Annotated in this window: 16 protein-coding genes; 9 read left to right on the forward strand and 7 right to left on the reverse strand. The window is 60.4% G+C overall.

The genetic code is table 11. The annotated features are described in order from the left end of the window. Positions 1-32: 32 nt before the first annotated feature. From VE23_RS19315 to VE23_RS19325, 3 genes are all read right to left on the reverse strand, one after another. Entirely contained in the window at positions 33-1,523 is a 1,491-nt protein-coding gene (locus VE23_RS19315) for a carboxylesterase/lipase family protein (RefSeq protein WP_049868834.1), read from the reverse strand. Between the two features lie 359 nt (positions 1,524-1,882). Beyond that, positions 1,883-2,686 (reverse strand): flagellar motor protein MotB, encoded by an 804-nt coding sequence (locus VE23_RS19320; protein ID WP_021882146.1) that lies wholly within the window; start codon positions 2,684-2,686, stop codon positions 1,883-1,885. Continuing rightward, complete coding sequence (locus tag VE23_RS19325) at positions 2,670-3,491, reverse strand: flagellar motor protein (protein WP_048745388.1); 822 nt, start codon at positions 3,489-3,491, stop codon at positions 2,670-2,672. The genes VE23_RS19320 and VE23_RS19325 overlap by 17 nt, the downstream gene beginning before the upstream one ends. Before the next feature lie 365 nt (positions 3,492-3,856). Between VE23_RS19325 and uvrB the strand changes: the two genes are divergently transcribed. Both uvrB and uvrA read left to right on the forward strand, forming a co-directional pair. Then, entirely contained in the window at positions 3,857-5,851 is a 1,995-nt protein-coding gene (uvrB, locus tag VE23_RS19330) for an excinuclease ABC subunit UvrB (RefSeq protein ID WP_049869804.1), read from the forward strand. Between the two features lie 113 nt (positions 5,852-5,964). Next, positions 5,965-9,003, forward strand: a complete 3,039-nt coding sequence (uvrA, locus tag VE23_RS19335; protein WP_084781597.1) for an excinuclease ABC subunit UvrA — start codon at positions 5,965-5,967, stop codon at positions 9,001-9,003. Between the two features lie 713 nt (positions 9,004-9,716). Here uvrA and VE23_RS19340 read toward each other — a convergent pair. Next, positions 9,717-11,333: a nitrite/sulfite reductase gene (locus VE23_RS19340; RefSeq protein ID WP_048745631.1), complete on the reverse strand. Its 1,617-nt coding sequence runs from the start codon at positions 11,331-11,333 to the stop codon at positions 9,717-9,719. A 373-nt stretch (positions 11,334-11,706) separates the two neighbouring features. Between VE23_RS19340 and VE23_RS19345 the strand changes: the two genes are divergently transcribed. Continuing rightward, a complete protein-coding gene (locus VE23_RS19345) occupies positions 11,707-11,922 on the forward strand; it encodes a hypothetical protein (RefSeq protein WP_021879740.1) in 216 nt (71 codons plus the stop codon). 96 nt (positions 11,923-12,018) lie between these two features. Here the strand turns inward: VE23_RS19345 and VE23_RS19350 are convergent, their stop codons facing one another. Both VE23_RS19350 and VE23_RS19355 read right to left on the reverse strand, forming a co-directional pair. Next, a complete protein-coding gene (locus tag VE23_RS19350) occupies positions 12,019-12,987 on the reverse strand; it encodes a sugar phosphate isomerase/epimerase family protein (protein ID WP_048745632.1) in 969 nt (322 codons plus the stop codon). A gap of 183 nt (positions 12,988-13,170) precedes the next feature. Beyond that, positions 13,171-13,884 carry a hypothetical protein gene (locus VE23_RS19355; RefSeq protein ID WP_048745633.1) on the reverse strand — a complete coding sequence of 238 codons (714 nt, stop codon included), beginning with the start codon at positions 13,882-13,884 and terminating at the stop codon, positions 13,171-13,173. Positions 13,885-14,299: 415 nt separating this feature from the next. On the opposite strand from VE23_RS19355, the gene serS reads away from it, so the two are divergent. The 4 genes from serS (at position 14,300) to VE23_RS19375 (ending at position 21,678) form a co-directional block, all read left to right on the forward strand. Beyond that, positions 14,300-15,577: a serine--tRNA ligase gene (gene serS / locus VE23_RS19360; RefSeq protein ID WP_048745635.1), complete on the forward strand. Its 1,278-nt coding sequence runs from the start codon at positions 14,300-14,302 to the stop codon at positions 15,575-15,577. A 338-nt stretch (positions 15,578-15,915) separates the two neighbouring features. Further along, positions 15,916-18,450 carry a U32 family peptidase gene (locus VE23_RS19365; protein WP_048745636.1) on the forward strand — a complete coding sequence of 845 codons (2,535 nt, stop codon included), beginning with the start codon at positions 15,916-15,918 and terminating at the stop codon, positions 18,448-18,450. 172 nt (positions 18,451-18,622) lie between these two features. Beyond that, positions 18,623-19,597, forward strand: a complete 975-nt coding sequence (locus VE23_RS19370) for a nucleoside hydrolase (RefSeq protein ID WP_021879746.1) — start codon at positions 18,623-18,625, stop codon at positions 19,595-19,597. Positions 19,598-19,737: 140 nt separating this feature from the next. After that, a complete protein-coding gene (locus VE23_RS19375) occupies positions 19,738-21,678 on the forward strand; it encodes a stalk domain-containing protein (RefSeq protein ID WP_198156192.1) in 1,941 nt (646 codons plus the stop codon). Between the two features lie 162 nt (positions 21,679-21,840). Here the strand turns inward: VE23_RS19375 and VE23_RS19380 are convergent, their stop codons facing one another. Then, entirely contained in the window at positions 21,841-22,473 is a 633-nt protein-coding gene (locus tag VE23_RS19380; protein WP_157054002.1) for a hypothetical protein, read from the reverse strand. Between the two features lie 362 nt (positions 22,474-22,835). Between VE23_RS19380 and VE23_RS19385 the strand changes: the two genes are divergently transcribed. Together VE23_RS19385 and pcrA are read left to right on the forward strand one after the other, a co-directional pair. Continuing rightward, positions 22,836-23,540, forward strand: a complete 705-nt coding sequence (locus VE23_RS19385; RefSeq protein WP_048745646.1) for a heptaprenylglyceryl phosphate synthase — start codon at positions 22,836-22,838, stop codon at positions 23,538-23,540. 417 nt (positions 23,541-23,957) lie between these two features. After that, positions 23,958-26,004, forward strand: a 2,047-nt coding sequence (gene pcrA / locus VE23_RS19390) for a DNA helicase PcrA (protein ID WP_084781599.1), incomplete at its 3' end; no start/stop codon positions are given.

Raw genomic sequence — 26,004 nt, forward strand, 5'->3', positions numbered from 1 at the left:
GCCCGAAATTCATGAAATGCTTTTCGCAACGGCTAGCTCCTCTTGGTCAGCCGCCGCCGCTTCTCCGCGTCCGGATCTAGCTCGACCCGGCTGTCGGCGTCGAAGATCATCGTCGCGCGCCTGGAGGCCTCGTAAGCCGGCCAAGCAAGCTCGGCGGTCGACGGATTTCCGGTGCGTGCGAACGCGATCCAGGCGTCCTGAACCTTTTCCGCCATAACGCGCATGCTCGCATTCACTTCAACACCAACATTCTGAAGCAGGTCCAGATTGTTGAACACGAACGGAATCTCCGCCGCGTGGAAGGCCTTTGCAAACACATCGTGCCCTTCGACAGTGAAATCGTACCGGTACATCCAAACGGGAGCGTACGGAAGCTGCGCGTCCGCCAGCAGCAGGGAGGAGCGCCAGAAGAAGAGATCCGTCATGAGCTGCTGCTGCCCTTCGGTCGTCCTCGGATAACCGCGCGTCCATTCCGCCGCCTCCGGCGCGCCCGTCACGGCGACATAGGCTTGCGCGTTCTTCTCGTCGGAGAGAAGCGGCATGCCGGGCGGGATGAACAAGGCGCCTTCATCGCGGTTGACGCCAATGAGAACATCGATGCCGTCGGCGGAGCCCGCCTCGATCAAGTTCTGCGGGAAGTCCGGCAGAGTCTTGCCGTCGACGACCGGCTGGAACAGCATGACGGCGGATTCTCCGGCAGCCCGCTTCAGCTTGTCCGCCGCTCGCGTCAGCTCGGACGTCGGGATATCCGCCAGCCGGTCCAGCTCGCCCGGCCCGATGCCAAGCATATGCAGGTAGGCTCCGGCGAGCACCGAGCCTTGCCGTTCCGGAAGCGCCTGGGAGGCGCCGCTCTGCAGGATGGCTCTCCGGAAAAGTCCTTTCGCAGCGGGCATGGCCAGCAGGGCGGCGATGCTCATGCTGCCTGCGGATTCGCCGAACACGGTCACCTGAGCCGGATCTCCGCCGAAAGCGGCGATGTTGTCCTGCACCCACTCCAGCGCGGCGATCTGGTCGAGCAGGCCGGCGTTGGATACGTAACCGTCATCCGCATCCGAGCCGTCGGCGTAAGGAGACAGATGCAGGAAGCCGAGAGCGCCAAGACGGTAGCTGGTCGTGACGACGAGGAGGCCGCCTCTGCGGGCAAGTTCCGTCCCGTCATAGATCGGCAGTCCGCCGCCGCCTGTGACGAACGATCCGCCGTGGATCCAGACCATGACAGGCAGCGGCTTGGCCGAAGGCTCCTGCGGCGCCCACACGTTGACGTTCAGGCAATTCTCGGATTGCGGGATGGAGGTGCGCACGAGCCGGAAGCTTCCGCCGGACGGATCGACCGGCTGCGGCGCCAGCGGGCCGGGCTCGACAGCCGGGAGCATTCCTTCCCATGGCTGGGCGGGCAGCGGCTTGCGGAAGCGTCTGGCTCCGACGGGCGGCTCCGCGAACGGAATTCCCTTCCAGAATCGGACTCCTTTGCCGCGGGCTCCCTGAACCAGGCCGCTGCTCGTGCGGATAATGAGATCGTCCAAGCGTAACATCCTCTCTCTGCGAAGCATGATGCTTTCATTTTACCACTAAATCAATCCTTACCCCAACCGAGGTCCGGCGAACCCTGCGAGGCAGGGGCCGTATGGAACTTAGCGCGCTTTATCGGAGTTAAAGCAATGCCGATTTAGGGCTCTTCATCGGAGTTGAAAGGATGCCAATAAGGCTCATATCGAGCCTTAAAGCAAGGCATCAGAGGTCGTTGGAATGCAAAAAAAAAGGCTCCTGAGGAGCCCTTAGATCTGATTGCAGCCTGCAAGAAGGCGACCAGCCCGCAGGATGCGTTCAACCCGTATGATGCGTCCAACCCTCACGACCGAAACGCTGTCCTGCCCGAGGCGTTCTATTTAGCCGCCGCATCGGCGCTCGTGCGCAGGACGGTGATTTCCACACGCCGGTTTTTGGAGCGGCCGCCTTCCGTGCTGTTGGAGGTGACCGGCCGCGTATCGGCGTACCCGGCTATCTCGAACTTGGTCGGGGCCAGCTTGCTGCTGCCGATGAAGTAGTGGAGCACGGACAGCGACCGGGCGGCCGAGAGTTCCCAGTTGTCGGCATATTGCCCGCCTGGATTGATGGGCAGGTTGTCGGTGTGGCCTTCGATGCTCACGGTGTTGTCCAGCGACTTGAACAGGCTCGACAGCTTGTCCAGCACCGGCGTCGCCTCTTTCTTGAGCTGCGCCCGACCGAGGTCGAACAGGAACAGGTCGTTCAGCCGGATGGCGATGCCCTTGGGCGTGTCGGCGACGTAGACGCGGTCCTGGAGCTTGTGGTCCTTGATATAGGTTTGGATGATCTTCAGCAGGTTCTGCAGCTCTTCCTCCTGCAGCCGCTTCAGCTGCTCCTTTCCCGTTTCCGCGCTGGAGACGACAGGCTTGGCTGGAACCGGGCTTTGAAGCGTGGAGCCGTCTTGTATCGCTTGACCGGCGACTCCGCGGCCGCCGTCCAGCACCGCATCCGATTTGTTGAACTGGAACTGGAGAGACTGCGCCAGAACCTCGTATTTTTTGACATCCAGCTGACTCATGGCATAGAGCACGACAAAGAAAATCAGCAGCAGCGTGATGAGGTCGGAATAGGTAATGAGCCAGCGCTCATGGTTTTCCGGGGCAGCCGCGGCCGCGCCGCGCCGCCTAGACCTCCGCCGCATTCCCGTCCGCCTTTCCCTCTGCCGCGTCCCGCGCCGCCTTCGGCTTTCTGCGCATCGGCTCGTCCTGGACGACGAAGGACTGCAGCTTCTTGCGGATCAGCTGCGGGTTCTCTCCGGCCTGGAGGCCCATGATGCCTTCGAGCATCATCTCCATGCGATGCACCTGCTCCTGGCTGCGGGAGCGGATTTTGGAAGCCAGCGGCAGGTAGACGACATTGGCCGAAGCGACGCCGTACAGCGTAGCCGTGAACGCCACGGCGATCGAGGAGCCGAGCGAGCCGGGATCATGCAGGTCGCCGAGCACTTTGATCAAGCCCATGACGGTGCCGATGATTCCCATTGTCGGAGCGAAGCCTCCCGCGCTTTCGAAAATTTTGGCCTGCTGCTCATGGCTCCGCTCCATCGCCTCGATCTCGAGCTCGAGAATGTCCTTGGTCAGGTCTGGATCCGTGCCGTCCACGACCATGAGGATGCCTTCGCGCAGAAAGCGGTCGTCGAGCTTGCCGGCATGCGTCTCCAGCGCCAGCACGCCGCCGCGGCGGGCGATCGTCGCCATCTCGGTCATGCGCTCGATGATCTGCTGCTGCGAATCCTCGTCCTTGCTGAAGGCGAGGCGAAGGGCGGATGGAATGCCGCGCAGGCGGGAGGCGGGGAAGCTGACGGCGACGGCGGCGAAGGTGCCGCCGAAGACGATCAGGATGGCTGTCTTTTCCACCAGGCCGTGCATTTCGCCGCCTTCCCAGAGGAAGCCGCCGACCAGAGCGGCGATGCCTGCCGCGATTCCGATTAGTGTCGTTAAGTCCATGAGGCCGTTCACGCTCCTTGAGTAGGTCCCTATATGGCAGAACGTCTTGCCGCCGCGGCGGAAGAAGCGTTCCTATAGAAAGGATTGCGGGTATAGATATAAATCCCTTGCCGAAGATGGAGAGGGCGTCCGGAAACAGGCTGGATTGCCAAAGTGTTCTCATTGCAAGCCAAGAAACGACTCGGTATAATGAATGGGAACAAATATTCTTATGAAATTCGGGGACGTCTACTTTATCGGCTCTCCGGGGTATACAGTTAAATAGGGAATTATTCATATAATAGTAGATTTCACTTGCTATACCGGGTCTTTGGGACCGGGTCTTTAGCTTCATATATAGAGGAATCGAGGTGTTTCAGAGCCATATGGCCGATACCGTACAGAAACTTTTCAACCTGAAGTCGGACTATACGCCCCAGGGCGACCAGCCCGGCGCGATCCAGAAGCTCGTCGAAGGGGTGCGGGAGGGACAGAAGCACCAGATCCTGCTCGGCGCCACCGGCACGGGCAAGACCTATACGATAGCCAACACCATTGCCAAGCTCAACCGCCCGACGCTCGTAATCGCCCACAACAAGACGCTTGCCGCCCAGCTGTGCAGCGAGTTCCAGGAGTTCTTCCCCGACAACGCCGTCTCCTACTTCGTCAGCTACTATGACTATTACCAGCCCGAAGCCTACCTCCCGTCGACCGACACCTACATCGAGAAGGATTCCAGCATCAACGACGAGATCGACAAGCTGCGCCACTCCGCGACCAGCTCGCTGTTCGAGCGCCGCGACGTCATCATCGTCGCCAGCGTGTCGTGCATCTACGGCCTCGGCTCGCCATCGGAGTACGGCAGCCTCGTGCTGTCGCTGCGCAAGGGGATGGAGAAGGGGCGCGACCAGATCCTGCACAAGCTTGTCGACATCCAGTACCAGCGCAACGACATCAACTTCGTGCGCGGCACGTTCCGGGTGCGGGGCGACATCGTGGAGATCTTCCCGGTCGCGAACAACGAGCGGGCGATCCGCGTCGAGCTGTTCGGAGACGAGATCGAGCGCATCACCGAGATCGACGTCCTGACGGGAGAGATCATCGGAGAGCGCGACCATGTTGCGATCTTTCCGGCCTCCCACTTTGTCACCCACGAGGACAAGATGAAGATCGCGCTTGTCAACATCGAGCGCGAGCTGGAGGAGCGTCTGGCCGAACTGCGCGAGCGGGGCAAGCTGCTGGAGGCGCAGCGGCTGGAGCAGCGGACCCGCTACGACATCGAGATGATGCAGGAGATGGGCTTCTGCTCCGGCATCGAGAACTACTCCGGACCGCTGACCTTCCGCGAGCGGGGAGCGACTCCGTATACGCTGATGGACTATTTCCCGGACGACATGCTCATCGTCATCGACGAATCCCATGTGACGCTGCCGCAGATCCGCGCCATGTACAACGGCGACCGCGCGCGGAAGGAAGTGCTGGTGGAGCACGGCTTCCGGCTGCCGTCCGCCATGGACAACCGGCCGCTGCGCTTCGAGGAGTTCGAGGCCAAGGACAAGCAGACGATCTATGTGTCCGCGACGCCGGGCCCGTACGAGCTGGAGACCGCTCCGGGAGAGCCTATCCAGCAGATCATCCGCCCGACGGGACTGCTGGATCCCATCATCGAGGTCCGTCCGACGAAGGGGCAGATCGACGATCTGCTCGGCGAGATCCGCGACCGCATCGCCAAGGACGAGCGCGTGCTCGTCACGACGCTGACCAAGAAAATGGCGGAGGATCTCACCGACTACCTCAAGGAGGTCGGCATCAAGGTCCGCTACCTGCACTCCGACATCAAGACGCTGGAGCGGATGGCGATTCTGCGCGATCTGCGCGTCGGCACCTTCCATGTGCTCGTCGGCATCAACCTGCTGCGGGAAGGCCTCGATCTTCCGGAAGTATCGCTGGTGACGATTCTCGATGCGGACAAGGAAGGCTTCCTCCGCTCCGAGCGGTCGCTCATCCAGACGATCGGACGGGCGGCGCGCAATTCCGAGGGCCGGGTCATCATGTACGGCGACAAGATCACCGATTCCATGAAGCTCGCGATCTCGGAGACTCAGCGCCGGCGTTCCATCCAGGAAGCGTACAACGAGAAGCACGGCGTGACGCCGACGACGATCCGCAAGCGGATCCACGACGTCATCGAGGAGACTCAGGCGGCCGAGCAGAAGGCCGACTATCTGTCCGGTGTCTCCGGCAAGCTCACCAAGAAGGAGCGCCAGCAGGTCATCAACCGCCTGGAGGCGGAGATGAAGAACGCCGCCAAGAACCTCAACTTCGAGAAGGCGGCGGAACTGCGCGACGCGCTTCTCGAGCTGCGGGCCGAAGACAGCTGAGCGGAGCGGCGGGATTCCCTGTTCAAAGGAGCGGCACTGCCGCTCTCTAATATAGAAGCAGCAAGGAGCGGCCTTTCGCGGCCGCCCTATTGGATATAGGAGGGTACCAGCCTGTGGCAAGCGACCGTATCGAGATCAAGGGCGCCAGAGCCCATAACCTGAAAAATATCGACGTGACGATTCCGCGCGACAAGTTCGTCGTGCTGACGGGCCTCAGCGGCTCGGGCAAGTCCTCGCTCGCGTTCGACACGATTTACGCCGAAGGGCAGCGCCGCTATGTGGAATCTCTGTCCGCATACGCGCGCCAGTTCCTCGGCCAGATGGAGAAGCCCGACGTCGATTCCATCGAGGGGCTTTCCCCCGCCATTTCCATCGATCAGAAGACGACAAGCCGCAACCCGCGCTCCACGGTCGGAACCGTCACGGAGATCTACGATTATCTTCGGCTCCTGTTCGCCCGGATCGGCAAGCCCCATTGCCCGGAGCACGGCATCGAGATTACGTCCCAGACGGTGGAGCAGATGGTCGACCGCATCCTGGAATATCCGGAGCGCACCCGGCTGCAGATTCTGGCCCCGATCATCTCCGGCCGCAAGGGCGAGCACACCAAGCTGCTGCAGGACATCCAGAAGCAGGGCTTCGTCCGCGTCCGCGTGGACGGCGAGCTGCGCGACCTGAGCGAGAGCATCGAGCTGGAGAAGAACAAGAAGCACAGCATCGAGGTCGTCGTCGACCGGATCGTCGTCAAGGAGGATATCCGGACCCGTCTCGCCGACTCGCTGGAGACGGCGCTCAAGCTGTCCGAAGGCCAGGTGATCGTCGACATCATCGATCAGGAGGAGCTGCTGTTCAGCTCCAACCTGGCTTGTCCGATCTGCGGCTTCAGCATCGACGAGCTTTCGCCGCGGATGTTCTCCTTCAACAGTCCGTTCGGAGCCTGCCCGGAATGCGACGGCCTGGGCGCCAAGATGATCGTCGATCCGGATCTGCTCATCCATGATCCGGGCAAGACGATTTCGCAAGGTGCTTTCGAGGCATGGGCGGGCAGCACGTCGAACTATTACCCGCAATTCATGGCCGCCGTATGCAAGCATTACCACATTCCGATGGACGTGCCGGTCAGCGAACTGACCGCCGAGCAGATGAAAAAGCTGATGTACGGCACGGGCGGGGAGCGGGTCAAGTTCCAGTATGAGAACGACTTCGGCTTCCGCAAGGAGGCGTATGTGCCGTTCGAGGGCGTCGTGAACAACCTGGCCCGACGCTACCGCGACACGGCCTCCGATTCCATGCGCGAGTATATCGAGGAATACATGAGCGCCAAGCCTTGCGGCAGCTGCAAAGGCCAGCGTCTCAAGAAGGAGAGTCTAGCGGTTACGGTCGGAGGGCAGAACATCGCCTATACGACCTCCTTGTCCATCGGGGACGCGCAAGACTTCTTCGGATCGCTCGATTTGAACCAGAAGGACCGGACGATCGCGAATCTCATTCTCAAGGAAATCAACAGCCGGCTCGGCTTCCTCGTCAATGTCGGCCTGAATTACTTGTCCATGTCTCGGGCGGCGGGGACGCTGTCGGGCGGCGAGGCGCAGCGGATCCGTCTGGCTACCCAGATCGGCTCCAGCCTCATGGGCGTTCTCTACATCTTGGACGAGCCCAGCATCGGGCTGCACCAGCGCGACAACGACCGGCTGATCGGCACGCTGGAGCATATGCGCAACCTCGGCAATACGCTCATCGTCGTCGAGCATGACGAGGACACGATGCTGGCCGCCGATTACATCATCGACATCGGGCCTGGAGCCGGCATTCATGGCGGCCATGTCATCGCCCAAGGCACGCCGCAGGAGGTCATGAAGGACGAGAATTCCCTGACCGGCCAATACCTCAGCGGCCGCAAGTTCATCGCCGTGCCGCAGAAGCGCCGCAAGACCGACGACCGCTGGCTGGAGATCCGCGGGGCCAAGGAGAACAACCTGCGGGGCGTCAACGTCAAGGTTCCGATCGGCGTATTCACGGCCGTTACCGGCGTATCCGGCTCGGGCAAGTCGACGCTCGTCAATGAGATTCTGTACAAGACGCTTGCCAGGGATCTCAACCGCGCGAAGGTCCGTCCCGGCGAGTTCAAGGAAATTCGGGGACTGGAGCAGATCGACAAGGTCATCGACATCGACCAGTCGCCGATCGGCCGCACGCCGCGCTCCAACCCGGCGACCTATACCGGCGTCTTCGACGATATCCGCGACGTCTACTCCTCCACCAACGAGGCCAAGGTGCGCGGCTACAAGAAAGGCCGATTCAGCTTCAATATCAAGGGAGGCCGCTGCGAAGCGTGCCGCGGCGACGGCATCATCAAGATCGAGATGCACTTCCTGCCGGACGTGTACGTGCCATGCGAGATCTGCAAGGGCAAGCGGTACAACCGCGAGACGCTGGAGGTCAAGTACAAGGGGCACAGCATCGCCGACGTGCTGGATATGACGATCGAGGACGCGACGGAATTCTTCCGCAACATTCCGAAGATCCACCGCAAGCTGCAGACGCTGATGGATGTCGGCCTGGGCTACATGAACATGGGCCAACCGGCGACGACGCTGTCCGGCGGCGAAGCGCAGCGCGTGAAGCTCGCCTCCGAGCTGTACCGGCGCAGCACGGGACGCACATTCTATATTCTGGACGAGCCGACGACGGGTCTCCATATGGACGACGTCGACCGTCTGCTTCAGGTGCTGCATCGCCTCGTCGATTCCGGCGAGTCTGTGCTCGTCATCGAGCATAGCCTCGACGTCATCAAGACCGCCGACTATCTCATCGATCTCGGACCGGAGGGCGGCAGCGGCGGCGGCATGATCGTCGCGACGGGCACGCCGGAGCAGGTCGTCAAGGTAGAGGGCTCGTACACGGGCAAGTACCTCGGCCCGGTGCTGGAGCGCGACCGCAAGCGGACCGAGGAAGCGGTCGCCCGCGCCGAGGCGTCCGGAGCGGCTGCCGAGGTCGGGGCGGCCGGCGAGCAGATGCTTGCCGCCGAGAGCCGCGGCGAATACGTCACGGCCCCGAAGAAGCGCGGCACGGAAGCTGCCACGAAAAAGAGAGGCACGGAAGAGGCGCCGAAGAAGAGAGGCCGCAAGCCGAAGGATACGGGCTCGAAATAGGAGCTCAAGGGAACGGAGTATGAGCTGGACTTTCCGGCAAAACGCGTTATCGTGTCGTTGCCCTCCATGGAATTCGTCCGGCAGTTTGCAAGCAGCAGCCTTCGTGCGGTATATCCGCTCGAGGGCTGTTTTTTTGCTCTTCGGGATCAAAGACAATGAAGCCGTGCTCTGGAATGGGAAGAGTTGCCGATTTGAGGCTTTAAGCGTGAATCAGCGTTTTGTTTCTCGTGACGGACATAGGATCCGTGATTAGGCATTAATCGGCGTATTGCTAGCGTATTGCACAGAGAAGCCGTGACGGCGTCAATCGGCGTTTTGTTCGTCTATCGGACATAGGATCCGTTATTAGGCGTAAATCAGCGTTTTGTACGTCTTATCGGACATAGGATCCGTTATTTCTTTAAAACGTATTGATATACGGATACGAATTCGAGAATAGCGGAACGTATGTCCGATAAATCCGGAAATGACCTGGAATTCTATAAATAACGGAACGTATGTCCGATATGGCTTGGAAAGCTATGGGAATGTAGAGGGGTACCTTATAGACAGAGGCTCATACGGCCAAATCTTTCGTCGGCAAAACATCCAAGCGCACATTTACCTATACGACAAATCTGCCCCTGCCAGCAGCTCTGCTCCATCCGGTCATACGCAATAAACCATGCAAAAAAAACCGCCCCTTTGAGGGGCGGTTTTGAATTTCAACCTGCTCAGCTCGCCGAGGCGGTCAGAATGCCGGTCAGCTTCTCCTGGAAGGCAGGAACGCCGACGCGGTTGACGAACTGGTGGAAGGACTCGCCGGCTTGGCGGTCGTCCTTGTAATAGCCGATCAGCTGAGCTAGGACGGACGGAACGTCGCCTGCCTTCACACGGCCCTTGAGCGGCTTGTTGAAGGTTGCGCCGGGGCCGAGGATGCCGCCGACGGCGATGTCGAAGGCGTCGACCATGCCGTCCGGGGTTTTCACCAGGGAGCCCTGGAGGCCGATGTCTGCAATATGCTTCTGGCCGCAGCCGTTCGGGCAGCCGATGAAGTGGATGCGGATCTTCTCGTCCAGCTCGACGTTCTCGTCGAGGTATTCGGCGACGACGCGGGCGAATTCCTTGGTCTCGACGATGGCGAGATTGCAGAACTCGTTGCCGGTGCAGCTGACGGTGCGGCTCATGAACGGCTTCGGATTCGGCGTGAGGCGTTCCAGCACCGGCGCGGCCAGGGCCGCTTCCACGTTCTCGTCGGCGACGCCCGTAATGATGATGTTCTGGGACATCGTCGTGCGGATCTTGCCTTCGCCGTACTTGTCGGCGATGTCGCACAGCTGCTCGAGCTCATCGGAATTGGTGCGTCCTACCGGCACATTGAGGCCGATGTAGTTGCGGCCGTCCTTCTGCTTGTGCACGCCGTCGAAGTAGGCCGCCTGCCAGCCGGCCGTCTTGCTCTCGCCGCGCGAAGGCATGTCGCCGATCAGCTTGAGCAGCTCCTCCTGGAATTTCTCCGGGCCCCAATCGGCGACGAGGAACTTCAGGCGGGCATGATGGCGCTTCTCGCGGTAGCCGTGGTCGCGGAACAGGGTGGTGACGCCGACCGCAACCTTGAGAGCTTCCTCGGGACGGACGAACATATCGAGCTCCTTGGCCAGATAGGGCTTGGCCGAGAGTCCGCCTCCGACCCAGGCGTGGAAGCCGATGACTTCTTCGCCGTCGATGACTTTGACGGCCGGCGTGAAGGCCAGGTCGTTGATTTCCGCATGCGCGTTGTTGTAGATATTCGCGGAGACGGACATTTTGTATTTGCGCGGCAGGTTGGAGAAGTCGCGGTTCATGAGGAAGAAGTCGTTGATTTCCTCGACGAGCGCAGTCGTATCCATCAGTTCATCCTTGTCGATGCCCTGAAGAGGGTTGCCGACGATCGTGCGCGGGCAGTCGCCGCAGGATTCGTAGCTGTACAGGCCGACTTCCTCGAGCCGCTTGAAGATATCCGGCATGTTCTCGATGCGGAGCCAGTGGTACTGAATCGCCTGGCGGGTCGTGACGTCGATCAGGTCCCGGCCGTAGTCGCGGCCGATCGAGGCGAGGGCTCTGGCCTGAGCGGTCGTCATGACGCCGGAATTGATGCGGATCCGCATCATGAAGTAGCCGTCGCGCGGCTTCTGCTCGTAGACGCCTGCCCATTTGAAGCGGTTCATGTCGTCCTCGGGAATAGAGTCATAACCTTCCAGGGCATACTTCTCGATAATCGTGCGGATGACATCCAGTCCGTCCTTCTCGATTTTCCAAAGTTCCATTTTATTCAGCTTGGACGTGTCGGCCGTCCAGGGCATTTCGTAAGCCATGGAAATGAACCTCCTATAGTTGGTTCCGGTATTTTAATATCCGATAAAAAAGGTATGATTACGCTAATCCGATCGTACCATAGCGGGATCGCAGGGGCAATAACCGGGAAGCCGCGGCCTATAAGGAATGTTGATGCAGGCTATCCGGAATTTTTATAATGGGAAAGAATAACCGGACCGGAGGCGCGGCAAATTAGAAGGTGACAAAATTGTGGCAAACGTGTTACGGAGCGAAAACATCTTGCATCCGGCACGCCTAAAAGATACCATAGCTTATATACGTCCATAAGCCGCCCGAATCCGGTCCAGGCATTTCGGCATCGACGCCGTCGGAAGCGGTCTCACAGCAATCTAACCCGGGAGGTAGCACCCCATGTATCTTGCAGCAGAAGCGGCCAAGGCCGCGACGAGCAACTTCAATACGTTCGACATCTTTATGCTTTTGTTCACGATCGTCATCGCTATCGGGCTTGTACGCCTTGTCGGCCAGCGCAAGAAGAACATCTTCGCCATCGGCTGGGGCGCCGCATGCCTGCTCGTGTTCCTCGTCATCGACTATATCATGATCTTCAAAGTATGGCTGGCGTAAACCGCTGCCCTACATACCGCGCTTCGAACTAAAAAGGCTTCCCGATGCAGCGTCTGCTGCCGGGAAGCCTTTTTATCTCCTGCGCTTACGTGCGGGTCACACCCACCACATCTCGCCGAGCGGCTCGCGGATGAGCACCTGCTGCAGGTTGGCGACCGCTTTGCTGAAGCCTTCCTCGACGCTCATGAGGCCGTCTTCATGCTCGATGCTGACGACATAGTCGTAGCCGACGAGGCGCAGCGCGCTGATGATGTCGGCCCATACCTTGAGGTCGTGGCCGAAGCCGACGGAACGGAACTGCCAAGCGCGGTCGAGCATGAGCGTGTAGGACTGCATGTCCGTTACGCCGTGCTTGTTGACGTTGATCGGATCGATCGTCGTATCCTTGGCATGGAAATGGTGGATCGCGCCTTCGCGGCCGAGGATATGGATCGCCTGGACCGGATCGATGCCCTGCCACCACATATGGCTCGGGTCAAGGTTGGCTCCGATCGCTTTGCCCGTCGCTTCGCGCAGGCGGAGCATCGTGGCCGGCGTATGGACGGAGAAGCCGCCGTGCAGCTCAAGGCCGATCTTCACGCCAGCCGCTTCGGAGATGTTGTTGATGTCGGTCCAGTAAGGAATGACCTTCTGTTCCCACTGCCACTTCAGCACTTCCTGGAAGTCGTTCGGCCATGGCGCTACCGGCCAGTTCGGATACTTGGCGTCCTCATGGTCTCCAGGCAGGCCGGAGAACGTGTTGACGACCGGAACCTCCAGACGGTTGGCCAGCTCGATCGTCTTGCGGATGATTCCGTCATGCTCGGTCGAGATCGCTTTCTGCGGATGCAGCGGATTGCCGTGGCAGCTCAGGGCGCTGATGATGAGGCCGCGGGATTCGACCGCCTGCTTGAACGCGCGGCGCTTGCCGTCGTCGGCAAGCAGCTCGTCCAGGTCAAGATGGGGGCTGCCCGGATAGTTGCCGGTTCCGATTTCAAGAGCGTCGAGCCCTTTGGACGCGATGTAGTCAAGCGATTCCTCGAACGTTTTTTGCGCAAACAGAACAGAGAATACACCAAGCTTCATGGTGAATAACCTCCCGTGGATTAGAATGATCCATAAACGCTTTCATTATAGCATGCCCCCCACCCGCATACAGCCTGCAAAGCGAGATGATGACAAAAACGCATAATAACTGGACAATCCGTTGAAGCGCTTCCGCCTTCATTTCATGACCGGGAATAGCGGCAAGCGGAGGGCAGGACTGCTTTAGTCCATCCTCCCCTTGCTCCTATGGAAATCGGTTTCCTGCGCATCCGAAATCAGACGATTCCGCCTCCAGGCGACGGAGTAGACGGTAAATGAAGCGAGAAGAACCCCCGGAAAAATAACGAGCTGGTAGGAATGGTGGATCAGCATCACGGAAAAGGAAATGCAGACCAGACCGACGGCAATGCCGATCAACAGCTTCTCGTTCGCGGAGGTAAAGTAGTTCTCCTTCACGGAGAAATCATGGGGAGGCTGCTGAATGAAGGAGAAGCCTTTCCCGGACGCTTTCAGGATGAGGGCGATTACATAGGCCGTCAGGATGGATGCGATTTGAAGCAGGAAGACGTAGCCGGTACTCTGGGCCATCACTTCTTCGGGCACGAGTCCCGAAGCGGTCAGCAGGAAGTAGAGGCCGAATTGAAGCGGCATATACAGCATGTACCCCGTCACGAGTGCGAGAGTCGACCAGAAGAACCGGATTTTCAGCATATAGCGGCATAAAAGCAGGAGAATCACAAATTGGATAGGCGTATCCAGCACGGACAAAGGCAATACCATGCGGTTGACGTAAGAGAGCAGGGCGATGAAGACGCTGCTGCCGAGAAGCCGCCATCTATAGGCGTAAATGGGAAGCTTGAAAGGGGTCAGTGCGCAAGCCCAGATGGCCAGGGCATCGAACACGCCCAACAGGATATAAATGAAATCTTCCGTCATCGAGTCGGCTCCGATTCTACACGTATTTAATCTCCAGGGGCAAATGCTGCCCATCTATATAAAACAAAATCAGTATAGCAACTTTAAAGGTTTAATGACATACGGCGTTAACGATAAACCTGTTCCGTTCATGCCGTTAAGGAAAATGGAATCCAGTTGTGCAAGAACGGCGTTTCCGCTATACTGATTCAAATGCATACCGTCACCATGCCGATGATGAGAATCCAACTCGGAGGCGTTTTCGCCAAGGGAATTCCGTTCCCCTAAGTTTGCCGGACCGCCCGTTACCGCGGAACCAAAGAGGGTCGGATCTTTCAGCCGGCCAAATTGGGTGGCACCGCGAGTCAAGCGCTCCTCGTCCCAACAGGACAGGGCGCTTTTTGTGTTTTTTTCACAGACAAAGGAGCGGTGCGGCATGTTGGAAATGGGATGGATCCGGGAAAATCCGGAAGAAGTGAAGAAAGCGGCGGCGGCGAAAGGCTCGGCGTTCAATGTGGAGGAGCTGCTCGCTGCGGATGCGCTGCGGCGGAAGCTGCAGGGGCAGGCCGATGAGCTGCGGCAGGCGCGGAACCTGGCATCGGCGCAGGTCGCCGCCCATATGCGGGCGAAGCTGCCCGCGGCAGCCGAGAAGTCGAAGCAGCAGGCGCGCGAGGCGAATGAAAGGCTGCTTGAAGTCGAGCCGGCCCTCGCCGATGCCGAGAGTGAATATCGCAGACTGATGCTGGAAGTGCCCAATCCCGTATCGGATGACACTCCTGCGGGCAAGTCGGATCTTGACAACGTGCAGGTGGATGCATGGGGACAGCCGCCGGAATTCGGCTTCGCGCCGCTGAGCCATGTCGAGCTCGGCGAGCTGCACGGGATGGTCGATTTTGCCAGGGGCGTCAAGACGGGCGGAACCCGCAGCTATTATTTGAAGGGAGACGGCGCGCTGCTCCACCGGGCGGTCCAGCAGCTGGCGCTGGACGTCCTGCTGCGCGAGGGCTTCACGCTGCTCGAAGTGCCGGTCATGGTGCGTACGGAAGCGTTCACGAGCACCGGATTTTTCCCGTCGGGCGAGGATCAGACCTATCGCCTGGAAGGGAGGGACGAGCGGCTGGCCGGCACGGCGGAGGTGCCGCTCGTGAACTACTACAGCGGCGAGATCATCGACGTCTCGGAGCCGCTGAGGCTGGCGGCGGTGTCGGCCTGCTTCCGCAGCGAAGCCGGCTCGGCCGGCCGCGACACGCATGGCCTCTACCGGGTGCATCAGTTCGCCAAGGTCGAGCAGGTCGTCATCTGCCGGGCCGACCGGGAGGAGGCGGAACGGCTCCACAGGGAAATTACCGGTCATGCCCGCAAGGTGCTGGAGCTGCTGGAGCTGCCGTACCGCGTCATGGCCGTCTGCGGCGGGGATATGTCGCAGAAGACGCACAAGCAGTTCGACCTGGAAGCCTGGATGCCGAGCCGGGACGCATATGGGGAGACGCATTCGTCGTCGAACCTGCTTGATTTCCAAGCCCGGCGTGCCGGCATCCGCTACCGGGACGACGAGGGCATGCTGAGGCATTGCTTCACGCTCAACAATACGGCGGCAGCTTCGCCGCGAATTCTTATTCCGCTGCTGGAGATCCATCAGAGGGAAGACGGCAGCATTCGGATTCCGGACGCCTTGAGACCGTATATGAACGGCCGGAGCGAAATCCGGACCTGAGACCGTATATAAACGGCGGGACCGAAATCCGGACCTGATGCCGGCTTCCCCGCGAGGTCGAGCAGGCTTCGCCGACGTCATTGAATGGAAACGCCGTCTGTCAAGGCGGTCCGCCTCCCGAGCGGGAGGCCGACCGCCTTCTCCTTTTTCGCAGTGCCGGCTCTGCCCGGTCAAGGCAAGAATTCCTCCGCCGCTGGGGCTGCGGCCTGAAGTTGCCAGCCTGCTTTTTCCCCGGAATGCTTGGTGCAACCGGCCTTACTCTGCTACACTAGCAGTATAGCGGCCGTGTCAGACGGCCACACTAGTTGAGAAGATAGATACGGAGGCATATCGAGGCAATGACCTTAACCATACAAAGGCAAGACATCGAGCTGCTGGCCCCGGCCGGCGATTGGGAGTGCATGAGGGCGGCGGTCGCGAACGGAGCGGACGCCGTTTTCTTCGGCGTCGAGAAGTTCAACGCGCGGGCGCGCGCCAACAACTTCCGGATGGACGAGCTGGCGGAAATCATGGCGTTTCTGCACAGCTACGGGGTAAAGGGATTTTTGACGTTCAACATTCTCGTCTTCGAGGATGAGCTGCGAGACGCGAAAACGCTGATCGAAGCTTGCGTGGACGCGGGCGTGGACGCGGTCATCGTGCAGGATCTGGGACTGGTGAAAATGATTCGCGAAATCTCGCCGGATTTCCCGATCCACGGCTCTACCCAGATGACGATCACCTCTCCGGAGGCGGTGGAGTTCACCAAGCCGTTCGACATCGAGCGCGTCGTGCTCGGACGGGAGAACAACCTCAAGCAGATCAAGACGATCGGCGAGAAGGCCAAGCTGCCGATGGAGGTATTCGTTCATGGCGCGCTGTGCGTCAGCTATTCCGGCCAATGCCTCACCTCGGAAATGTGGGGAGGCCGCTCCGCCAACCGCGGCGAATGCGCGCAAGCGTGCCGCCTTCCCTACGATCTGATGGTCGACGGCGAGCAGAAGCCGATGGGCGATATCGCCTATCTGCTGTCCCCCAAGGATTTGGCCGCGATCGACATCGTGCCGGAGCTGATCGAAGCGGGCGTCACTTCCTTTAAAATCGAAGGACGTCTGAAAAGCCCCGAGTACGTGGCCAACGTCGTGTCCAAGTACCGCAGCGCCATCGACGCTTACTTTGACGGCGACCGTTCCGGCCCGTCCAAGGAGGAAGTGCGCGAGCTGCAGCAGAGCTTCTCGCGCGGCTTCACGCACGGCTTCCTCAAGGGAACGAACAACAAGCAGCTGGTCGAGGGCACGTTCCCGAAAAGCCGGGGCGTCTACCTCGGCCGCGTCGAGCGCATCCTGCGCGACGGCGTCGTCTGCCGGCTGGAAGCGCCGCTCAAGCGGGGCGACGGCATCGTGTTCGACGCCGGAGATCCGACACAGAAGGAAGAGGGCGGACGCGTCTACGATATCCGCCGCCAAGGCGTGAAGATCGAGGGCGAGGCGATGGAAGGCACCGTGCTCGATATCGTGCCGGGCCGCAGCGACGTCAATCTGCAGCGGGTGAAGGTCGGCGATCGCGTCTGGAAAACGAACGATCCGGCTCTGGACCGCCGCCTGCGAGCGACGTACGAAACGGAAAAGCCGTATCGCGTGTTCCCGCTCGCGCTGAGGGTGGAGGGCGCCGAAGGGCAGCCGCTGCGCACCTGGTGGACCGACGTCCAGAAAGGGACGACCGTCGAGGCGGTCAGCGAGATGCCGCTGGAGAAAGCTCTCAAGCGGCCGATGGACCAGGCGCTGCTTGAAGACCAGTTCGGCCGGCTCGGCGGCACGCTGTACCAGCTCGAGGAGCTGGAAGTGAAGCTGGACGGCGAGCTGATCATTCCGGTGCGCGAGCTGAACCGGATGCGGCGCGAAGCGGTGGAGCAGCTCGCGGGCGAGCGGCCGAAGCCGCCCGTTTACGTCAAGCGGGAGGCGGATATCTTTGCGGACGCCCGCACCCAGGAGCAGCGCGACAAGGACGCCGCCGTCGCGGCAGGTCCCGGCGCTGCACGCCTGACCGCTCTGTGCCGCACGCTGGATCAGGTGAAGGCTGCCTGCGCTACGGACGTGGAGATGATCTACGCCGACTTCGAGTTCATCAAGCAGTTCCCGGCCGCCATCGAAACCGCGCGCGCGGCAGGCAAGCCGATCGCGCTGGCGACGCCGCGCATCCATATGCCCAACGAGAACGGCTACCACGCCAATATTCTGCGCCTGAAGCCGGATGCGGTTCTTGTGCGCAACACCGGCGCGCTGTATTATTACCTGCGGGCCCGCATGGAGCGGCCGGGCGAGCCTTTCCCCAAGCTGATCGGGGACTTCTCGCTCAACATCGCCAACCATAAGGCGGTGGAACTGTTCCGCGAAGCGGGCTGCGACGTGCTGACGCCATCCTACGACCTCAATATCCAGCAGATGGTCGACCTGCTCGGCAACACCCGCGACACTTCGGCGCTTGAGGTGGTCATCCACCAGCATCTGCCGATGTTCCATACCGAGCACTGCGTGTACTGCACGTTCCTCAGCGAAGGCACCGACTTCACGAACTGCGGCCGTCCTTGCGAGGAGCACAATATTTCCCTGCAGGACCGCATCGGCATGTCCCACCCCGTCCGCGTGGACGAGGGCTGCCGCAACACGGTCTACAATGCGATCGAGCAGTCGGGCGCGGAATACCTGCGCAACTTCCTGGAGCTTGGCGTGCGCTCCTACCGGGTCGAGTTCCTCGAGGAGCCGGCCGAGAAGGTGGGCGAGGTGCTCGCTCTGTACCGCGACGCCATCAACGGCCGCATCAGCGGCACCCAGGTATGGCGCAGCCTGAAGGCGACCAACCAGCTCGGCGTCACTCGCGGCCAGCTGGTGAAGTAAGGGCTCGGCGCTCGGAGCCAGCTGGTGAAGCGCCCAGCGCGCGATGAGTTCGCATTTGACGGCGGTCAGCCAGCATGAAGTTCCATGAAATATCAAGGCTTTTCGCCCCAACGCTTCCCGGTTTCCGAGAGGCGTTGGGGATTCATTTTGCATACAGAGAGGGTTATGACGGATGAATGTCAGCAAGTTTGAAGGGCGCGAGCCTGTTTCCATGATTATTGACGCCGATACGGGGATCGACGATGCGTTGGCGATCCTGTACGCCGTGAAGTCGCCGGCTATCCGGCTGGAGGCTGTATGCACGGTGTTCGGCAATATCGACGTCGATCAGGCGACGGACAATACGCTGCGCCTGATCCAGCTCGCCGGCGCGCGCGACCGCGTGCAGGTCGTCAAGGGCGCCTCGAAGCCGCTGGAGCGCGAGTTCCAGGGCTCGACCTCCCATGTGCATGGAGAGAACGGAATCGGCGGCGCGGTGCTCCCCCCTTCTGACCAGCTGCCGCTCGGCGAAGCCGCTGCGGATTATCTCGTCCGCATCGCGAACGAGCGTCCCGGCGAGGTGACCCTCGTCCTGATGGGGCGGATGACGAACCTGGCGCTTGCGCTGCGCCGCGATCCGTCGATCGCCTCCAAGTTCCGCAGCGTCGTCGTCATGGGCGGCAATGTGCTCGTGCCGGGCAACGTGACGCCGGTCGCCGAGGCCAACTTCTGGGGTGACCCGGAATCGGCGGCGGTGCTCATGGAAGCCGGGCTGCCGCTGACGGTCATCGGGCTCGACGTGACGCTGCAGACGCTGCTTACCCGCGATGCCTTGGACGAGCTGGGCAAAACCTGCCTTCCTGAAAACGCTCCGCTGGTCGATTTCCTGAAGGATTCGTTCGCGATCTACTTCGACTTCTACCAGCAGGTGAACAAGCTGGACAACGCCTGCCCGCTTCATGATCCGCTGGCCGTCATCGCGGCCGTATTCCCCGAAATGGTCACCTGCACGACGCTCCATGCGTCCATCGCCTGCGGCGACCGGCTGACCGACGGCATGGTCGTCACCGACCGCCGCGTCTTCCCGAGCGTGGGGAATCCGGTATCGTTCGCTCTCGAAGTCGATGCGGACGCGGCACTGGAAGAGCTTTACTCGGTGTTTAAATAATCGAGGAAATAACCTAAGTTGTATTGATAATAAGATAAAAAATAATCCCTAAGAACCATTTGTGGAATGGAATAAGGTTTTATTTTCCTTCTCATGGTACTATCTTCCTATATTTAATGGGGAGAAGGGAAGATTTGATCGTGAAGCACAAAAGGTGGATAGCTTCTACTATTCTGGCTGTTGTCATGGCTTGTTCGGCGCCTGCAGGCGTGTGGGCCGGCGGAAGCAGCCGCGTCGTTGATTTTGACGGAACAAATTACTTGCTGGAGGACGGCACGGTCTGGATCCAAGGAAAAAAGGGCTATGAGATCGCCGACGTCAAGCTGAGCAGCATCGAAAACGGGTATGGATTGACTCCCGGCGGCGGCCTCGTCGGCTTGGACGGAGGAAAAGCCGTCTCGCTGGCTCAAGGCGTCAAAGCGTTGGCCGGCAGCTGCCTCCTTAAGCAGGACGGAACGGTGTGGGAGCTAGGCGGCGGCCAAGTCGGAGGGACGGCCCCTCAAGCGTCCTTGGCCGATTGCGGAGGAAACCTTACCGCATCCATGAATCCATCCGGGCAGATCTATGCCGACGGCAAATTCGGCAGCGGCAAGCTGGTCGCTGCCGTCAATGCCGAATCCGTCGTTTCCCTTCGCGCCACATCCGGCAAAGACGGCCAGGATTCCGTCTTTGTTGTCCTCTATCGCACGGGAAAGCTTGAAGCCTACGATTACCTTGGCTTCGACCGTGCCGACTTGACGAAGTACGTGCCGAGACCGATCGTGGAGGATGCCGTCAGCGCCGATTACAGCCGATCCGGAATGCTGGCGGTTGTCCGCAAGGACGGAACCGTCTGGCATAACGACATCAGCAACAAGTTCAAGTTGACGGAAGCTTATCCCGGTTTGACAGGCGCATCCGAAATTGTCTACTTCAGCGATTCGTATCTCGTTCTCCGCATGCAGGACGGCAAGCTTGAGGCGTATGAGACCGGCAGCGGCAAACGGTTCGAGATGGAGCTGCCGGCCGTCGAAGAGCTCAAAATGGAGCTCGAAGCGACCGACCTTGCGGTAGGCGATAAAGTGCATGTCTCCATCGAGGAGAAGTGGGAAGGAATGGCGGCCCGCACCGTTCCGCTGGCTGAAGCCAACGTGACGATCGAGAAGCCGAGTCTGCTGCAAAAGCTTCCGGACGGACAGCTCAAAGCGCTTGCGGCTGGCGAGACGGACGTGACCGTCGTTTCCGGGGGACAAAGCCGAACGGTCCATGTGACCATCAGTTCGAACCAAGCGCTGGAGGGCGGCGCTTATCTGGACGGAACGATGTATTTGCCGCTCAAGGGCACATTCAAGGAACTCGGTTATTCGGTTGCCTGGGATTCGGGCTCCAAAACCTTCACCGTCAAGCAAGGCAGCCGGGTCATCCAGCTGAAGCAGGGCAGCGCTTCCGCGGTTGTAGACGGCAAGCCGCTGGCTATGCCGGGCAAAGTCCAGACGGTCGGCGGAACGGCGGTATTCCCGGCGGCTCTGCTCAAGTCTGCTCTTGGCGCTTCCTTGGACTGGAACTCCTCCTATCAATACATGACCGTGACGATGGGCAAAGCCGTAATGCAGATTACGACTCCGCGGACGGACCAAATCATCCGGCAGGAAAAGCTTGGAGGCTTGACTCGTCTGATCGGCAAGAGCTACTGGATCAACCATTTCGACAGCGATTACCGATTCCAGAAAGTTACGATTGAAGACATCTATCCGGAGCAGGGCGGTTCCTTCACGCTGTACTTCAGGCTGGTTTCGGGCAAGCTGGTATCGCATACGGCCTACGATGCCTCGATGGTAAGCGAGCTTCTCGGCAACAGCGAGAACTTCCTGACCGCGGATCCATACAAGACCTACAAGTGGTCCCAATCGACATGGTCCTTGGTCAAGCAGGAAAAGGTGGCTGTCGGAATGAACAAGGAGCAGGTGCTTCTCAGCTGGGGCCGGCCAAGCTCCAAAAGCGTTCTCAGCAGCAGGGGCATTACGGTTGAAACCTGGAGTTACGGCTACAGCAATTATGTGACCTTTACGAATGGAAAGGTCGGCGCCGTTTACGGCTCCTAACCGTCTGGTCCAGCGTTCCGCTCCCGGCATGAAGCGGGGCCGGAGCTGCCGGATTTGCTTGAAGCGGGATCGGCGCTGATGGTATCGCTAATAAAAAGAAAGCAAAAGGCTGGGTGCACGCCCCGAAAGGGACGGCATGCAGCCTTTTTTGGTGCAGGACTCTCAGATCTTGGGCTCCTTATCGTAGCCGGGCAGATCGAAGTCCGTATTGTTCAGCTCGCGGAACAGGTTCGTGCCTTCAATGAAAGCCCGCGTCTCGGCCGTCCCCAGCTCGTGAATCGTCATGTACAAATCGTTCACATGGCTTTGATAGCGCTTCTGGGTCGGGCTCCTGTCGTTGGACTTGTACGGAATGGCCGCCACGAGGGAGCTGACATCGTCGGTCGACTCCATTTCGTCCAGCAGGATCTTGAGCTTCTCCAGCTCCTCCTGGGTCGCGCTGATCTCAAGCTGATCCGTGCCGGAGCGCTCATGCTCGATCGTCTTTGAAGTGATGGAAATGAAGTAAGGCAGGCGAGGGTCGCTGGCGGACGAACGGTCCAAATCGCTCGGCACGCGTCGTCTGTCGCCTTCCTCGTCATCCTGCGGCTCGTCCTGCTGGACCGGCCCGTCCGTTCCTTTGACCGCAGGAGGATGGACCGCGCTGTCTGCCTCCACGATTCCTTGCGGCTCGTGGCCGCTTGGATGCCCGCCGTTCGGATGCGCCTCCGTCCGCTCGAGCTCTTGTCTCGCGCGCTGCTCGTCCTTGATCGCTCCGGTTTCCGTTTCCATATGGTCAACGTCTGCTTTGCTCATGATCGTTTCCTCCTTCGGAAGTGGAATTGCCTTGTCCTCTTTGTAGGTTCCATTACCAACATGCTTCCCGCCTTGAAACAAGAGAGGCCGCTCCATGCGGTTGCGAAGCTGCCCGGGAAGGAGATCCTCTGAGCGATCGAGGAGCAAAGCGGGTGCGGCAGCGGAAAAAGGGCCGCTTCTTTTGAAACAGCGCTCCAAGCCCGGCTTGAGGGAGCCCGCGCCGGCAGGTTTTTCGGGCGGATCCAACGAAGCCGGGAGACCGCGCTGCGCCGGCATCCAGCCCGAATTGACAACGAAGCCGGCCCTTCACTAGACTGGAACAACAGGCTTGGAAGCGACAAGACGAATGGGAGACGGAAATCATGGCGGAAGCATTTGACCAATGGAGGCATGTATTCAAGCTGGATCCCGACAAGAAGCTCGCCGGCAAGGAGATGGACCGGGTCCTGTCCTCCGGCACGGATGCGATACTGGTCGGCGGCTCCAGCGGCCTCACCTACGAGAACACGGAGTCTCTCCTGCATTCCATGGAGGGCTCGGGAATTCCCGCCGTTCTTGAAGTGTCGAGCCTCGAGCTCGCGGTGCCCGGCTTCGACTTCTACTTGATTCCGATCGCTCTGAATACCCCTGACGGGGATTGGATTACCGGACGCCAGGCCAAGGCTCTGGAGGAGTGGGGGCCGCTCATTCCTTGGGAGAGGACGCTTGGCGAAGGGTATATCATTCTGAACGAGGCTGCCGAGGCGGCCCGTGTGACGGGGGCAAGGACGGATCTGGACGAGAACGGAGCCGTCGCCTACGCCCAGCTGGCCGACAGGCTGATGCGGCTGCCGATCGTCTATTTGGAATACAGCGGCCGATTCGGCGACATGGAGCTGGTGCGCAGGGTGAGGCGGTCGCTGCGGCAAGCCAGGCTGTTTTATGGCGGGGGCATCGACGGTCCGGAGCGAGCGGCTCTGGCGGCGCGGACGGCTCCGACTGTCGTAGTCGGCAATGCGCTGTACGATCATTTCGACAACGGGCTCGCTACGGTGCGGGCGGTCAAGGAGACTAAACTGGCGCCGTAGGAAAATTTCTCCTCTATAGCGTATGGCGTGAACGCAGCGGCGACGAAGCCGTTCCCTTTCGGCTGCCGATGCTGCTGTTCAGCATTTCCGCCTGCAGCCACCGCTGCAGCTGCACCGCCTTATGCCTGCAGCCACCGCCGTAGCTGCACCGCCTTATGCTGCAGCGGCGGATGTACGTGACTGCGACTCGCGGGGGAGACGGCGATAGCCGCATACAGGCGCCTCTGCAAGCTTGCGCCGGCAAGCAGGCGGAGATGAGGAAAATTACCTTCTGTCCGGCCCGGTTCCTTCATTGACACTTCCGGCCCGGTTGCCCTAGACTGGAGACAGGCGAACAAAGGCGAACAGCAGGCGGATCCGCGAAGGCGCGGTATTCGTTCGGAGGCTGGCGCCGAGCAAAGGAGAACGAATGCATATATGATGAACGACATCGGAATCGAAGCCGCGGTCGGGAAGCTGAATCCTCCCCAGCGCGAGGCCGTTCAGGCGACCGACGGGCCGCTGCTGATCATGGCCGGCGCCGGCTCGGGCAAGACGAGGGTGCTCACGCATCGGATCGCTTGGCTGATCGAGAAGCGGCGCGTGGCTCCTTGGAGCATTCTGGCCATCACCTTCACAAACAAGGCTGCCCGCGAGATGAGGGATCGCGTGTCCAAGCTCGTCGGAGCCGGCGGCAGCGATATATGGGTATCGACCTTCCACTCCATGTGCGTGCGCATCCTGCGCAAGGACATCGATCGGATCGGCTTCACGTCGAACTTCTCGATCCTGGACTCCGGCGACCAGCTGTCGGTCATCCGCGGCTGCATGAAGGATCTCAACATCGACACCAAGAAGTTCGAGCCGAAGGCGGTGCAGGCCGTCATCAGCAGCGCGAAGAACGAGCTGATCGATCCGGTCCGTTTCGAGACGAAGGCCGGCAGCGACTACTTCCAGAAGGTCGCCTCGGATGTGTACAAGATGTACCAGAAGCGGCTGCGCAGCAACAACTCGCTCGACTTCGACGATCTCATCATGTCGACGATCCAGCTGTTCACGGATGTGCCGGAGGTGCTGGATTTCTACCAGAACAAGTTCCGCTACATCCATGTCGACGAGTATCAGGATACGAACCGCGCCCAGTATATGCTCTGCCGCATGCTGGCGGACAAGCACCACAACATCTGCGTCGTCGGCGACAGCGACCAGTCGATCTACCGGTGGCGGGGAGCGGACATCACGAACATCTTGAACTTCGAGGAAGACTACCCGGAGGCGCGGACGATCCTGCTGGAGCAGAACTACCGTTCGAGCTCCAATATCCTGAACGCGGCCAATGCGGTCATCGGCCAGAACACCGGCCGCAAGGACAAGCGCTTGTGGACCGAGCGGGGCGCCGGCGAAGCCATCAAGATGTACCAGGCCGATTCGGAGCATGACGAAGGCTACTATATTACGGGCGAGATCCGCACGGGGCGCAATGGCGGCCGCAATTATGCGGACCATGCCATCCTGTACCGGACGAATGCCCAGTCCCGGGTCATCGAGGAAATCCTGATCAAGTCGGATATTCCGTACCAGATCGTCGGGGGCATCAAGTTCTACGACCGCAAGGAGATCAAGGACGTGCTCGGGTATCTGCGCCTTGTGTCCAATCCGGACGACGACATCAGCCTGACCCGCATCATCAACGTTCCGAAGCGGGGCATCGGCGACACGACGATCGCCAAGCTGGCCGAGGAGGCGGCGCGCCGCGGCTCCTCGATCTTCCAGGTGCTCGGCGACCTGTCCGGCGTCGAGGTCAACGGACGCACGCGCACGCTGCTGCAGGACTTCCGCACGATGATCGACAATCTGACCGGCATGCGCGACTACCTGTCCGTGACCGAGCTGACCGAGAAGGTGCTGGAGCTGTCGGAATACCGGCTGGAGCTGCAGCGCGAGAACACGCTGGAGTCCAAAGCCCGCGTCGAGAACATCGAGGAGTTCCTGTCCGTGACGATGGAATTCGAGAAGCGCAACGACGACAAGTCGCTCGTCTCGTTCCTGACCGATCTCGCGCTCATCGCCGACATCGATTCCATGGACAAGGACGAGACGCCGGACGACGCGGTCATCCTGATGACGATGCACAGCGCCAAAGGCCTTGAGTTCCCGGTTGTGTTCATCATCGGCTGCGAGGAAGGCGTCTTCCCGCACAGCCGGGCCTTCACCGACAACGAGGAGCTCGAGGAGGAGCGGCGCCTCGCCTATGTCGGCATCACGCGCGCCGAGCAGCAGCTGTACATGACCTGCGCCCGGATGCGCACCCTGTTCGGGCGCACGAGCAGCAATCCTCCTTCACGCTTCCTCAAGGAAATCCCGGATGGCGTGAAGGAGCTGGCTTCGCCGGGCGGCCGCACGATCGGCGGCGGCCGGTACGGCGGCTCCGCCGCCTCGGGCGCCGGCGGCTTCGGCTACCGCGGCGCTGGCGGCGCCGCAGGCG

Source organism: Paenibacillus sp. D9 (assembly GCF_001188365.1).
Taxonomy (GTDB): Bacteria; Bacillota; Bacilli; order Paenibacillales; family Paenibacillaceae; genus Paenibacillus_O; species Paenibacillus_O humicus.

Coding starts and splice junctions, on each gene's coding strand:
- VE23_RS19320 (WP_021882146.1), bottom strand. CDS start 2,686: ATGCGGCGGAGGTCTAGGCGGCGCGGCGCGGCCGCGGCTGCCCCGGAA.
- VE23_RS19325 (WP_048745388.1), bottom strand. CDS start 3,491: ATGGACTTAACGACACTAATCGGAATCGCGGCAGGCATCGCCGCTCTG.
- uvrB (WP_049869804.1), top strand. CDS start 3,857: ATGGCCGATACCGTACAGAAACTTTTCAACCTGAAGTCGGACTATACG.
- VE23_RS19340 (WP_048745631.1), bottom strand. CDS start 11,333: ATGGCTTACGAAATGCCCTGGACGGCCGACACGTCCAAGCTGAATAAA.
- VE23_RS19345 (WP_021879740.1), top strand. CDS start 11,707: ATGTATCTTGCAGCAGAAGCGGCCAAGGCCGCGACGAGCAACTTCAAT.
- VE23_RS19350 (WP_048745632.1), bottom strand. CDS start 12,987: ATGAAGCTTGGTGTATTCTCTGTTCTGTTTGCGCAAAAAACGTTCGAG.
- VE23_RS19355 (WP_048745633.1), bottom strand. CDS start 13,884: ATGACGGAAGATTTCATTTATATCCTGTTGGGCGTGTTCGATGCCCTG.
- serS (WP_048745635.1), top strand. CDS start 14,300: ATGTTGGAAATGGGATGGATCCGGGAAAATCCGGAAGAAGTGAAGAAA.
- VE23_RS19365 (WP_048745636.1), top strand. CDS start 15,916: ATGACCTTAACCATACAAAGGCAAGACATCGAGCTGCTGGCCCCGGCC.
- VE23_RS19370 (WP_021879746.1), top strand. CDS start 18,623: ATGAATGTCAGCAAGTTTGAAGGGCGCGAGCCTGTTTCCATGATTATT.
- VE23_RS19380 (WP_157054002.1), bottom strand. CDS start 22,473: ATGAGCAAAGCAGACGTTGACCATATGGAAACGGAAACCGGAGCGATC.
- VE23_RS19385 (WP_048745646.1), top strand. CDS start 22,836: ATGGCGGAAGCATTTGACCAATGGAGGCATGTATTCAAGCTGGATCCC.